14 protein-coding genes are annotated in these 13216 nt (G+C 36.6%); 7 read left to right on the top strand and 7 right to left on the bottom strand.

Features of this window, described 5'->3' with window-relative positions:
• Window position 1: 1 nt before the first annotated feature.
• Together IWC72_RS03955 and IWC72_RS03950 are read right to left on the bottom strand one after the other, a co-directional pair.
• Complete coding sequence (locus IWC72_RS03955; protein WP_194524941.1) at window positions 2-658, bottom strand: DUF4271 domain-containing protein; 657 nt, start codon at window positions 656-658, stop codon at window positions 2-4.
• Window positions 658-2325 carry an ArnT family glycosyltransferase gene (locus IWC72_RS03950; protein WP_194528891.1) on the bottom strand — a complete coding sequence of 556 codons (1668 nt, stop codon included), beginning with the start codon at window positions 2323-2325 and terminating at the stop codon, window positions 658-660. Before IWC72_RS03950 ends, IWC72_RS03955 begins: the two co-directional genes overlap by 1 nt.
• A 163-nt stretch (window positions 2326-2488) precedes the next feature.
• On the opposite strand from IWC72_RS03950, the gene IWC72_RS03945 reads away from it, so the two are divergent.
• From IWC72_RS03945 to IWC72_RS03935, 3 genes are read left to right on the top strand one after another with little or no spacing between them, the layout of a single operon-like run.
• Window positions 2489-3217, top strand: coding sequence for a polyprenol monophosphomannose synthase (locus IWC72_RS03945; RefSeq protein ID WP_194524939.1), 729 nt, complete (start codon window positions 2489-2491; stop codon window positions 3215-3217).
• Between the two features lies 1 nt (window position 3218).
• Entirely contained in the window at window positions 3219-4553 is a 1335-nt protein-coding gene (locus IWC72_RS03940) for a dihydroorotase (protein ID WP_194528890.1), read from the top strand.
• A 1-nt stretch (window position 4554) separates the two neighbouring features.
• Window positions 4555-4977 carry a DUF4296 domain-containing protein gene (locus tag IWC72_RS03935; RefSeq protein ID WP_194528889.1) on the top strand — a complete coding sequence of 141 codons (423 nt, stop codon included), beginning with the start codon at window positions 4555-4557 and terminating at the stop codon, window positions 4975-4977.
• On the opposite strand, the gene IWC72_RS03930 is transcribed toward IWC72_RS03935, so the two are convergent.
• Window positions 4958-5965: an NAD-dependent epimerase/dehydratase family protein gene (locus IWC72_RS03930; RefSeq protein WP_194528888.1), complete on the bottom strand. Its 1008-nt coding sequence runs from the start codon at window positions 5963-5965 to the stop codon at window positions 4958-4960. The genes IWC72_RS03935 and IWC72_RS03930 overlap by 20 nt on opposite strands.
• A gap of 102 nt (window positions 5966-6067) precedes the next feature.
• Here IWC72_RS03930 and tyrS point away from each other — a divergent pair, with 102 nt between their 5' ends.
• A complete protein-coding gene (tyrS, locus tag IWC72_RS03925) occupies window positions 6068-7363 on the top strand; it encodes a tyrosine--tRNA ligase (RefSeq protein WP_194524935.1) in 1296 nt (431 codons plus the stop codon).
• An 87-nt stretch (window positions 7364-7450) separates the two neighbouring features.
• Entirely contained in the window at window positions 7451-7981 is a 531-nt protein-coding gene (locus IWC72_RS03920; protein WP_194528887.1) for a hypothetical protein, read from the top strand.
• On the opposite strand, the gene IWC72_RS03915 is transcribed toward IWC72_RS03920, so the two are convergent.
• A complete protein-coding gene (locus IWC72_RS03915) occupies window positions 7978-8955 on the bottom strand; it encodes a LuxE/PaaK family acyltransferase (RefSeq protein ID WP_194528886.1) in 978 nt (325 codons plus the stop codon). The genes IWC72_RS03920 and IWC72_RS03915 overlap by 4 nt on opposite strands.
• A 265-nt stretch (window positions 8956-9220) precedes the next feature.
• Between IWC72_RS03915 and IWC72_RS03910 the strand changes: the two genes are divergently transcribed.
• Window positions 9221-9652: an FKBP-type peptidyl-prolyl cis-trans isomerase gene (locus IWC72_RS03910; protein WP_194524932.1), complete on the top strand. Its 432-nt coding sequence runs from the start codon at window positions 9221-9223 to the stop codon at window positions 9650-9652.
• A gap of 115 nt (window positions 9653-9767) precedes the next feature.
• Here IWC72_RS03910 and IWC72_RS03905 read toward each other — a convergent pair whose 3' ends face one another.
• The 3 genes from IWC72_RS03905 to IWC72_RS03895 form a co-directional block, all read right to left on the bottom strand.
• Window positions 9768-10091, bottom strand: a complete 324-nt coding sequence (locus tag IWC72_RS03905) for a T9SS type A sorting domain-containing protein (protein ID WP_194528885.1) — start codon at window positions 10089-10091, stop codon at window positions 9768-9770.
• 216 nt (window positions 10092-10307) lie between these two features.
• Window positions 10308-10616, bottom strand: a complete 309-nt coding sequence (locus tag IWC72_RS03900) for a T9SS type A sorting domain-containing protein (RefSeq protein WP_194528884.1) — start codon at window positions 10614-10616, stop codon at window positions 10308-10310.
• 220 nt (window positions 10617-10836) lie between these two features.
• Window positions 10837-11562, bottom strand: a complete 726-nt coding sequence (locus IWC72_RS03895) for an NUDIX hydrolase (RefSeq protein WP_194528883.1) — start codon at window positions 11560-11562, stop codon at window positions 10837-10839.
• A 159-nt stretch (window positions 11563-11721) separates the two neighbouring features.
• Here IWC72_RS03895 and IWC72_RS03890 point away from each other — a divergent pair, with 159 nt between their 5' ends.
• Entirely contained in the window at window positions 11722-13212 is a 1491-nt protein-coding gene (locus IWC72_RS03890; RefSeq protein WP_194528882.1) for a mannitol dehydrogenase family protein, read from the top strand.
• Window positions 13213-13216 lie beyond the last annotated feature (4 nt).

The raw sequence follows: 13216 nt of genomic DNA, 5'->3' as shown, positions 1-13216 counted from the left end.
CCTATTGTTTAAGATAACTGCCAATGATAACAAACGGGGAAATTTCGAGAGCGCAAAGGTACAAAATAAAATAGAAAAAGTAGGAAGTGATGAATTTTTGGTGATTCCTTAACACTGTTACCCACCCAATTACATTAATTAGAAGAATTAAAAGTATGGCAATATATACGACTACATGCGAGCCCTGCGCTACGTAGGCCAGTATTACGTTAGCTAAGAACATGATGATTCCGCTGTAATTTAAGTATGATAATTTCTTAAAAATAAGTTCGCCGATAGTCTTTCCTGAGCCAAAAATGAACCCATTGCCTAGTTGTAAGATTATTTTTACGATGATAAAGCCCAAAATACAAGCTAAAATAATAGGGTACATGAAGGGGTAAGCATCATTTGTATTACCTCTTAATATTTGTCTGGCCAAGAAAACAAAAAGTGAAAAATTGATAACCTGAAAAATGGTGAAAAATATGTGAAACCAGTTCATCAACTTTTCTTTTTTACTATACATAAAAATATACTTGTTGTTGAACGGTAGTATTATAAAGTTCAGAAAACGACTATAAAATAACCCCTTGGCGAGTACCAAGAATACAATGCTGCTAATGAGTATTATAGTAATCCAATCTGCAGTGCCGGCAGTTCTTAGTATAGGTTCCATTACTCTACTTTTGTATTTCTTCCGTTAATACCATAATTAATACGATTCTCCATTATACCTATTCTAACGTATTTTGGGTCGTTTAATTTTCTCGGCTTCGGAAATTTAAAGGAATAGGTAAGTGTGTCCTTTGCTTTGATTGTGGAAATGTTAGGATCTTTTAAAGTTGGTTTAATGGGTAATTTGTCCTTTACAATCTTAAAATCCGTCATATAGGCCACATTAAACTTTAATTTACTTAAGTCTATGTCAAACTCATACGGATTGTAGAGTTGAAACGTTTGTTCTTGTTCAAGATTGAAATTAATTGGTGCTTCTAAAATGGTCTTTAGTTTCCTAAACGATTCAAAGTTGTCTATGTATTTACCATATATTTTACGTCTATCGTTTTTGGTAAAACTAACATCGGCATCTGAAGACCGACTAGATAGATATAATATTTTTTGATGTTGTACGGTTGCTTCGGAGTTGTCAATGGAGTACTGGTTAAGTCTATAACTTTCATTGTTAAGAGAGAAAGTATTATTTCCCGTATAAAACCCGAACATAGATGCTCCTCTGTAAGAGTTTTCAAAAACCAAGGGCATATCTCCTACTTCAGCCTTTATATCTTCTGCAAGTTCTTTATTGCCATGGGTTTCATAATAAATAGGAGACATGGGTTCATAAACGAGTCCTATTCTTAGGTAAAGGATGATGATTATATTGACCAATCCCATTCTGTAAATCCATTTTTTTGCAGTTTCGTTTTCCATCATAAACCGGAAAACAATAACAATTAGTGGAATATTTATCACAATAATCCATTGCGTCTGTATTCTTCGGTTAAAACTGGATAAGAAGAAGAAAATTAGAATTCCATACACTAAAAAGAGCAAGGCCCTAGTAAATTTATCATTGGCCTTGGTTTTAAATAGGCCCCAATAAATCCATGGAAAAGTAAGTCCAAAAATCGCCACGAGGTTCACAAAAAAGCCCAAGGTATATTTTGTGAAATTGTAAGGGTCGTTGGGGCGATCAAAAAGGTGATAATTTATGGTGACAAAATCATTATCGTACAACCATATAAAATGTGGTACATAGCAGAGTAAAGCTATACAAACAGAAAGCCATGCATATTTATTCAATACCAGCTTTAAGTTAGATAGTAATATGAATATGATTACTAGGGCTGCGTGGTATTTACTGTACATAAGCCCGGCCATGGTTACGCCCATGATGATACCCCAAAGTACATCAGGGCTCTCAATAAATCTTTTGTAAACATATAATAGTAAGGCCGTAAAGAATAATAAAGGGGTGTCCGGTAACGTAAAAAAACCGTAGGCGTTCAAAAGCGTCATAGAGTACGCCAGTACAAAAAAATGTATCACGTATTCCTTTTTTCTAGGGAGGTCTACCGTACACCATAATATAAATAACGTGGCGGTAGAAAGTATACAGCTCATGAATCTAACCCCTAATTCCCCATCAAAAAAGAAACTGCTTATTTTAATAAGAACGGCTACCAAAGGTGGGTGGTCAAAATAGCCCCATGCCATGTCGCTTGCAAAGTGCCAATAGTACGCCTCATCAAAAATAAGTGGTGTGAAATAAGATTGAAGCAGGTTTATTAAAAAACCGATACCTAGTATGATCAGAAAAATTCGTGGTAGTTTAATCTTCATTCTTTAGTTGGTATCTCAAATTACTGCTTGTCCTATTCAAATTAACAACGTTCAAAATTACAAATTCTGATAGATAGCCAACGCTTAAAAATTTCACAATTCGATTGTTGGCGTTTTTTAGAGAATTATAAAATGTTATTTTTGTCCAAATTCAAGCAAATCCGTGTCAGACAGCCTAGTTATTATCCCCACTTACAACGAGATAGAGAATATAGAAGCTATAATAAAAGCTGTCTTTGGTCTTAACAAAAATTTTCATGTATTAATTGTTGATGACAATTCTCCTGATGGTACATCGGCAAAAGTAATAGAATTGCAGCAAGAGTATTCAGAGCGGCTTTTTTTAGAAGTGCGAAAAGAGAAATCTGGTTTGGGTACAGCTTACATACACGGCTTTAAATGGGCTATTGAGAAAAAGTATGATTATATTTTTGAGATGGATGCCGACTTTTCTCATAACCCGGAAGATTTGCAAAGGTTATATAGGGCCTGTGCCAATGGTGCCGATGTTGTTGTGGGTTCTCGGTATAAAAAGGGGGTAAACGTAGTGGATTGGCCGCTTTACCGCGTGTTACTGTCCTATGGGGCCTCTTTTTATGTAAAGATGATTACAGGAATGCGGGTCCATGATCCTACGGCCGGATTTGTAGTGTATAGGCGTAAAGTCTTGGAGAATATTGATTTAGATTCTGTTCGTTTTGTTGGGTATGCTTTTCAGATAGAAATGAAATTCAGGGCCTATTTAAAGAACTATAAGATTGAAGAAGTTTCAATTATTTTCCGGGATCGGGTAAGAGGTAAATCAAAAATGACATCATCTATTATACAAGAAGCCATTTTTGGAGTTTTTATGATGAAGATGCGAAGTATGTTCTATAAATCTAGATTTTAGTATGGGAAGAGTATTGATTAAAAACGCGAAAATCGTAAACGAAAATTCCATTTTTGAAAGCGATGTGTTGCTTCAAGATGATCTAATTATTAAAATTGCGGCTAATATTTCTGATGATACGGCTAAGATGATAGACATTCAGGGCAAATATCTTTTGCCAGGGGTTATAGATGATCAAGTGCACTTTAGGGAACCTGGTCTTACACATAAGGGAGATATTGCTTCAGAAAGCAGGGCAGCGGTTGCTGGTGGAATTACTACTTATATGGAGCAGCCCAATACAAACCCGCAAACGACGACTATTGAAAAACTTGAAGAAAAGTTTCAAATGGGAGCTCGTTCTAGTTTTGCCAATTATTCTTTCCCTTTTGGGGGGACTAACGATAATTTGGAAGAATTAAAGCGATTGGATAAAAATGCCTGTTCTGGTGTAAAGTTATTTTTAGGGTCTTCTACAGGTAATATGTTGGTGGATAATGAAGAGGTCATAGAAAACATTTTTAGCAATACTGAAATGGTAATTTCCGCCCATTGTGAAGATGAAGGGACAATAAAAAGAAACCTTGCTGAGTATAAAGAAAAGTACGGAGAGGATATTCCTGTAAAATACCATCATAAAATACGTAGTGAAGAGGCTTGTTATCTTTCGTCTTCAAAGGCTATAGCTCTAGCCAAAAAGACAGGGGCACGTCTTCATGTGTTTCACTTGTCTACAGGAAAAGAAACGGAACTGTTCAGGAACGACATTCCGTTAGAACAGAAAAAAATTACAGCAGAGGTATGTGTACACCATTTGTGGTTCACTAATACCGATTATGATACCAAGGGAACTTTAATAAAATGGAACCCGGCTGTAAAAACTGCAGCAGATAGAGCGCAATTGTGGGAAGCATTATTAGATGATCGTTTAGATGTAATTGCAACGGATCATGCCCCACATTTATTAAGTGAGAAAGAGAACGTATACACGAAAGCTCCTTCAGGTGGTCCGTTGGTGCAACATGCACTCCCGGCATTATTGGAAAAGGTTCAAGAGGGTGTGATTTCTTTGGAAAAAGTGGTGGAAAAGATGTGTCACAATCCGGCTATACTTTTTCAGGTTGAAAAACGAGGTTATATAAGAGAAGGTTATTATGCAGACTTGGTGGTGGTTGATATAAATGCGCCTTGGCAAGTTACCAAAGAGAATATTGCTTATAAATGCAAATGGTCTCCTTTTGAAGGGGCTACTTTTACGTCTTCTGTTACACATACTTTTGTGAACGGTCATTTGGCCTATGAAAACGGAAACTTTTCTGAAGAGCGAAATGCAAAACGATTAACATTCAATAGATAATATGAGGGTTTTAGCTTTACTTACGGTTATCTGCACACTTATCTCTTGCAATGAAACGCTTTTGAAAAAGCCGGAAAATCTTATTCCCAAGGATAAAATGGTTCAAATACTTCAAGATTTGGCCATTGTAAATGCCGCTAAAACAACAAATGTTCAGGTGCTGCGCGAAAATGATGTAGAACCCATGGACTATATTTTTAATAAATATGATATAGATAGCCTGCAGTTGGTAGAAAGTGATCGCTATTATGCTTCGCTGCCTGTGGAGTATGAGGAAATATATAAAGAAATAGAAGCAAACCTTGAGCGTGAAGGAAAAGCGTTAGAGGAACAGAAAAAAATTAATGATAGTCTTAGGGTTGCCAAAGAGAAGCTTAAACGCGAAAAAGCTAAGGCCGAGAAAGCTACTGATACTCTTCCGTAAATTTTTTGCTGCAAAACGAAATAGTTTGGTCTAGGGATTCAAATTCAAAATTGACATCATTTTTAATTTTCTGATTATCATACATCTCTCGGTGTTTTAGAGAACGAATTGAATTTTTGGTAATTCTTCTTCCATTTTTCAGGAAAAGATTTTTGAGCCAATCGAACCACCTGCCAATTTCAAGTTGCCAAAATTTTAGCTGAACGGATGGCGGTTTAATTCCTAGTTCCGTGGTGATTTTGGTTAGAATTTCTTTAAAGGTCAAATTTTCGGCCACCGCAATATAGCGTTCGTTTATAACCTCTGAATCCATTAGAGAAATCATCATTTTAACCACATCATGAACCGTAATAAAACCTGTTCCGCCCGGCGGATAAAACCGATAACCCTTTTTGGCCACGGTAAATAAATCGCCGCTGCCACTATGCCAAAATCCTGGGCCAATAATTACACCAGGGTTTACCATAACTACAGGTAGTCCTTCCTGAGAACCACGCCAAACTTCCATTTCCGCTGCTTGTTTGGTGAGTCCGTAAACATTGGCTTCACGTGGTGTCCAAGCATTTTCTTCATCGGCCATAGTATCCTCCAAACTTTTACCAATAGCGCCTATGGTACTGGTATAGCACAATTTTTTTATGCCATTTGAAATACAAAGGTTTACAATATTGGCGGTTCCTTCGGTATTTATTTTTTGGAGTGTATCAAAATTCTTGGGGTCAAAAGAAATCAATGCAGCGGTATGGTAAACATGGGTAATTTGGTCAAAAGCAATTTCCAATGCCGGTATGTCAATAATATCGGCCTCTACCCATTCTATTTTGTTAAAGAGACTTTTGGCATCGTCTGAATAATAGCCAAAAACCTTGGCCACGCGTTTCAGGTCGCTTCCCTTTCTATGAATTGCTCTAACGGAATGACCGTTCTCCATCAATTTAAATAAAAGATGTGAGCCCACTAACCCCGTTCCTCCTGTAACCAAGACCATGTGCCAAAGTTAGCAAATAGCGCGGAATAAATTCCTTTAATATTCAGGGGTTGGGCCATGATTTACTTTTATATTTGCAGCAAATTATCAGAATAAACGGACATGACTTCAAACTTTGTAGAAGAATTAAAATGGAGAGGCATGCTGCACGACGCAATGCCTGGAACCGAAGAGCACCTAATGAACGAAATGCAATCTGCATACGTAGGTATTGATCCTACGGCAGATTCACTACATATTGGCCACTTGGTGGGGGTAATGATGTTACGTCATTTTCAATTGGCAGGCCATAAGCCATATGCCCTTATTGGTGGTGCCACGGGTATGATCGGTGATCCTTCTGGTAAATCTGCGGAGCGTAATCTATTGGACGAGGCAACACTACGCCATAATCAAGAAGGAATAAAAAATCAACTGTCACGGTTTTTAGATTTTGATAGTGATGCCGATAATGCTGCTCTTTTGGTCAACAATTATGATTGGATGAAGGATTTCTCTTTCTTGGATTTCATACGGGATGTTGGCAAGCATATTACTGTTAACTATATGATGGCGAAGGATTCTGTAAGAAAGCGACTTTCTGCAGAATCCAAAGAAGGGATGTCTTTTACCGAGTTTACCTACCAGATGGTTCAAGGATATGATTTTCTATATTTATACCAGAACCATAACTGTACATTGCAGATGGGAGGTAGTGATCAATGGGGGAATATCACTACGGGTACGGAATTGATCAGAAGAATTGGCGGAGGAAAAGGGTATGCCTTAACATGCCCATTGATTACCAAGGCAGATGGTACTAAATTCGGTAAGACCGAGGGAGGTAATATCTGGTTGGATTCCGAGCGCACATCTCCTTACAAGTTTTACCAATATTGGTTGAACACATCAGATGCAGATGCTGAAAAGTATATTAAGATATTTACGTTCCTTTCTAAGGATGAGATAGATACATTGGTGAAAGAGCATCAGGAAGCGCCACATATGCGCATCTTACAAAAGCGACTTGCAGAAGAAATTACCGTTATGGTTCATTCGCAAGAAGATTTGGAGAATGCTCAAAAAGCGAGTAACATTCTTTTTGGGAAGTCAACATCTGAAGACTTAAAAGGTTTGAACGAAAAGACATTTTTAGATGTTTTTGATGGTGTTCCACAGGCTGAAGTTTCTAATTCTGAACTTACACCAGGATTGGACATGATCGGTGCTTTGGCAGATAAAACAGGATTTTTGGCTTCTAATAGTGAAGCAAGAAGAGAGCTGAAACAAAATTCTATTTCAGTAAATAAAGAAAAGGTAAAAGCAGATTACCTCATCACGGAAAATGATTTGATCAATGGTAAGTTTGTTTTGCTGCAACGGGGTAAAAAGAACTATTTTGTTCTGGTAGTTAACTAGTCAATCGTTTTATTTTCTAGAAATCATAGACTAAATGGGGTTTAAAAAGCGTTATGTAGCCATAATACTTTTAAACCCCATTCTAGTATGCGTAAGTTTTTACTTCTTATAACCGTTATTTCAGTGTTTGCTTCTTGTGATAAATTAGATGAACTCACTAAGTTTAATATAGATTATACAACCCAGGTGACCATTCCATCCTCAACCGGAATAGACCTTCCTTTTGATATGTTTACACCGGATGTAGAAACCAATTCGGAATCGGAATTTGAGGTGAATGATACACGTAAAGATTTGATCGAGGAAATTAAGCTCACGGAGTTGGAATTAAAGATAACAACACCGGATGATAGCGATTTTAGTTTTCTTGAATCTTTAAAAGTTTATATTTCTGCAGAAGGTCTTGAGGAAATTATGATAGCTTCCAAGGATGAGGTAGAAGAAACTGTGGGTGATGTTTTGGATGTAGATGTTATAGATGTTGATCTTAAGGACTACATTAAAAAAGATAAATTCAATCTTAGATTGGAAACCGTTACGGACGAGCTGATCAGTACTGATCATGAGATAGACGTAAACACAACCTTCTTTGTAGATGCAAAGATTTTGGGTCTTTAAAGAACCATTAGATTACAACCCCTAACATCTGAATGGTCAAAACGGCCCAGTACTTCAAATGTGCCATTTTCATAGGTCTTGCCTAAATCTTGGGTAGCTATAAATGCGCAGGAATCAATATTGGCCAAATCAATGACATTGATACCTCCGGTTTTTCCGTGGTTTTGGTAAGTTAGCGGGTCTTCGGTATCACGGATTAATATTTTCATCCATGGTGGGGTTTCAAAAATGCCGTTTCCTTTGGAATACCCTTGGGATAGTAGTTCTGTCATTCCATATTCCGAATGTATAACCGGCACACCAAATCCTGCTTTTAAAATTTCGTGTAGTTCTTCGCGAATTAATTCCTTTCTTCGTCCTTTCATGCCTCCAGTCTCCATAATGACCGTATTTTTCAATTGGAGCGAATGCTTTTCCACCATGTCTAGAAGAGCAAAGGAAACACCTATGAGTAGTATTTTTTGACCGTTTTTATCCAGCTGAATCAATTTATCCCTCAAACTATCAAGGTTGTTGAGGTAAAACCCACTATCTACATGTTTGCTTTCTTTTATCATATCATCTACCATGTAAATGAGTGATGATCCTTCCCGTTCAAGATAAGAAGGTAGTAAAGCTAGAACGCAATAATCTTCAACTTTACCGTAGAATTGTTCAAAAGCCTTGCGGAAACTTTGTTCGTAAAGGGAAATGCGGTTAACAAAGTGTTTACTGGTTTCGTTTCCGGTGGTTCCACTACTTGTAAAAATAGTTTTAGGATGTTTTTCGCCAGAAATAATTTCTTTCGACTTAAAAAAAGAGATAGGCAGGAAAGGTATTTCTGAAACTTGAGTTACATTTTCGTCGGATTTCTTTAAATAAGAACAAAATTCACGGTACACGGCATTGGTTCGGAACTGATGCTTAAAAACTTTTAGAGCCTGTGCATCAAATTCAATTTGAGAATCAATTTTAAAAATTTCGGTACCGTCCATAATTACTTTACTGAAGCAAAAATAGTCATATACTTTCTGTAAAAAATAAACAAGATGGGTAAAAGTGTATAATTTTGGTATAGTTACGGAAGTTGGTATTGAACTAGGTGGCAAGTGTTAAAACTATTAACGTTTAACGTGTAAAGTGTTAATGTTTTCTAAATACCCCGAGGCCTTGGGTTAAAGATTTTGTAACCGTTTTTATACCTGTACCTTTACCGAAATAGCTATAAAATAGCATTTTGCTGTTTTTTAAAATGATATTATGAGTCAAGTTAAACAAAACGATAAAGTAAAAGTACATTACACAGGAAAGTTGGCTTCAGGTGAAGTTTTTGATAGCTCTGTTGAAAGAGGAGAGCCTATTGAATTTACTATGGGTCAAGGTGAATTGATACCTGGTTTTGAAAAAGGTCTTATTGATATGAAGGTCAATGAGAAAAAAACCGTTAACATCCCAAAAGAGGAAGCTTACGGAATGCCTAAAGAGGAATTGATACAAGAAGTGCCTAAAAGTCAATTGCCACAGGATATAGAGCCAAAAGTAGGTATGGGGCTTGTTTCTCAGACTCAAAGTGGTCAGGAAATTAATCTTTTGGTCACAGATGTAAAGGAAGAAAGTATTGTTGTAGATGGTAATCACCCTTTAGCAGGTAAAGACCTTGTTTTTGACCTTGAAGTGGTAGAGATATTATAAAATTAGAGTTGCGGTAAAGTTGTTTTTGAATTATTGACGGAAACACCTTAACGTAAATAGAGTACTTGTTTTTAATTAGATTGAAATAGCTCCCGAGAGGGGGCTTTTTTTGTGCTTATTTTACGACCAATTTTCGGTTGCTCGTTTTTTTGTTTTCGGTTACTTGAAGTACATATACTCCGGGTACCAGTCTAGAAATATTTAGATTGCTTTTGGAGATTTGATCGGTTAGGACAATCTTACCAAAAACATCATAAACCTTAATTTGTTTTACTTGGTTGTCTCTGGTAATGACATTCACCACATCATTAAAAGCGGGGTTGGGATAAAGTTTAAAACCAGGAATTTCTTCTTTGCTCTGATTTTGGAAATCAAAGGAATTTTGGGCGGACATACTAATGGTGAACATTAGTAAAAGCATAAAGTAGGTAGCACGCATAAGTATTGATTTGGGGTCAACAGTTTAAAGGTAAGTAAAGGGTAGGGTAGGTGTTGTAAAATGTTGTGAAAGTGACTTAGATGTAGGTGTAGGAAATATCGCCTTCCATTCATCGCAGTTTTGTTACCATTCATCGACGGGTATTTGTCAATGGGCTATACCGTTTAATATTGTAAACAATTGAAAATAAGGCGGGTTTGGATGGTGTTCTAAGAACTATTTTATAATCAGCTTTCTGGTAGCTACTTTGTTGTTTTGGTAAACACGCAATACATAAACTCCCGCATCAATATTTGAAAGATACAGTTCCTCACCATTAATTTTGGTTTCTAAAACCTGTGTTCCCAAAACATCATAAATCAAGATTTGTTTAGGCGAAGTTTCAGAAGTGCTAATATAAACTTTACCGTTCGTAACCGGATTCGGGTAAAGTTTAAAACCTTTAATATCCCCATTGCCCTGGGATTCTTGCCCATAGCAAAAGGAAATACACAAGAAAGTAATTAAGAGGTAAAAGTGCTTCATATAATTATGTGAGCAAATAGTATACCACGAATATACGAAATCTTTGTTTTGATCGTTGGGCGAAATTATAAAACGTAGGAAAATGTGTATAAATGGTGCTGTGAAGGCATTAATTGAAAGATATTTTCTGGTTTACCTCATAGGGTAAAGCCTTATTCTGTCTTGTTAGGCATGGTTTGTATTTCGTTCGGAACCAATATTTTTATTGACTTTTAAACTCTTAAATATTTATGATGAGGTCTTTCTCCGTTACTTTATTATACACATCTCGGCTAAAAACATAGAGTTTAGAAGGTTTTTTTGCATTGCCCTTTCGGGTTTCGTTCAAAGGAACAATATAAATTTTCTTCAGTACTTTTTTTCGGAAATTTCGGTTGTCAATTTCAATGTTCAGGACAGACTCAAAAGCAATTTGAAGTTCATTTAACGTAAACTTATGCGATATCAAATCAAATATTATAGGCTCAACCATGATTTTTTGCTTCAAATCTTCCTGAGCGTCATCAATTATTTTTTTGTGGTCAAAACCCAATTCCGGCAAAGCTTTTACGGGAAACCACTTAAAGTCATCATCGGTTAATTGAATGTTCTTTTTAGGCTGTACAAAATAATACGCAATGGTCATGGATTGTGCCTTTAGTCCTTTGCTTTTGGTCCATAATAAATCTTTGTCGGTTTTAATTCTAGAGGTATTGCCGTAGGTGTGAAACTGAACCCTATTGAATTCGTTAAGGTTGGTTATACTTTTAAAGATACTGTTAGCAGATTCCTCTAAAGTTTTGTTTGTGAAAGCACGTTCTCCTGTTATAACCCAGTCATCAATTACCGGGTACTCTTTTCGGAACATATTTAGCGTACGTTTTTGCAAAAGAACATACAAACCTTCTGGGCCTAAGCCAAAAATGACACAATTGACAGATACGTTATCCAGTTTTCTAAAATCCATTTAAATACAGCTCTCTTATCTTTGGTTTAAACTTCGTTTGCCGGAGCATGAAGTTCTATTTCGTCAATATACAATGAACACTTTATAAATATAGATATAATTTTATTTTTTATGTAAATTGAAAGATTTTGGATACTGATTCTATATTGTAAAAAAAATATGCAAAACCCATTATACTTAAATATTGAGAATGTAGGCGCGCTACAGAATAGGGCGTTGATTCCTGCATTTGATCGAGATAAAATTAAAACAAGTATTGCACATATTGGGATAAGCAATTTTCATAGAGCGCATCAGGCATATTATATGCACGAGCTGATAGAAAATCATGATGAATTTAATTTTGGTATATGCGGAATAGACCTTTTGGATGCAGACCGAAAAATTTATAATGTTCTAAAGGATCAAGACGGGCTGTATTGCTTGATGGTGAAAGATGCCAATGGTTCCCATCAAATAAAAGTTATAGGCTCTATTGTAGAGTACTTTTTTGGTCCTGAAAATCCCATGGCGGTCATTGAAAGACTTGCTCATCCGGATATCGAGATTATTTCGTTGACCATTGCCGAAGACGGATATCACTTGAACGAGATAACAGGAGAGTTTGATCAGGAGAATCCGGTTGTTGCCGAAGATATGAGAAACCCCTTTTATCCAAAAACCGTTTTTGGATATTTGATGCAAGCCTTTAAGTTGAGGAAGTTCCGAGGTCTTGCAGGTTGTACCATTCTATCATGTGACAATATAAAAGGCAACGGAGATACGATGAAAGCTTCTTTTTTCAACTACGTTAATAAGATGGAGCCCGAACTGCTGCCGTGGCTAAAGGAGAACACTACGTTTCCAAATTCAATGGTAGATCGAATTACACCGCTAACCCGCCCGGAAGACATTGAAACTTTAAAAAACGACTTTTTAATTGAGGACCAATGGCCAGTGGTCTGCGAGCCTTTTGCGAACTGGGTGATCGAGGATAATTTTTTTCACGGAAGGCCACAGTGGGAAAAGGTAGGTGTACAGTTTGTGGAGCATATTGAGTTTTATGATAAAATGAAACTTCAGTTGCTTAATGCGGGACATACCCTATTGGGTATCTTGGGTACGCTTCACGGATATAAAACCGTAGGTGAGGCTGCAAACGATGAAGACTTTATGTATTTCCTGAAAACTTTTATGGATGCAGAGGTCATTCCTGTTCTCGATAAGGCCGAGGTTCATTTGGTAGAAAATTATAAGTCCACTTTGATTGCTAGATTTAAGAACCCTTATATATATGATAGCCTTTCCAGGATTTGCGATGAAAGTTCTGCAAAAGTCCCAATTTTTATTTTGCCGACGGTGCGGACACAGTTGTCAAAAGACAAGGTTATAGACAGGGCTGCTTTTGTTATTGCCGCATGGTGTACATATTATGATGGTTTGGATGATCAAGGTAAAACATATAAAATTTCAGACTCTATAAGTAATGTTCTGATTAGAAGGGCCACTCAGTCTCAGCAGAATCCGATTAGGTTTTTAGAAATCGAATCTGTTTTTGGCGATTTAAAAAGCAGTCCAATTTTTGTGGAAAAGTACGTGCGCTATCTAAATTATATTAGAACGCGCACGATTAAAGAGTGTATAAAAGATTTTAATTCTGGTCTGTTATAGCATA

Source organism: Zobellia roscoffensis, from assembly GCF_015330165.1.
GTDB lineage: Bacteria > Bacteroidota > Bacteroidia > Flavobacteriales > Flavobacteriaceae > Zobellia > Zobellia roscoffensis.
Note: the sequence above shows the minus strand (reverse complement) of the source record. Positions and strands in the feature narration are given on the sequence as shown.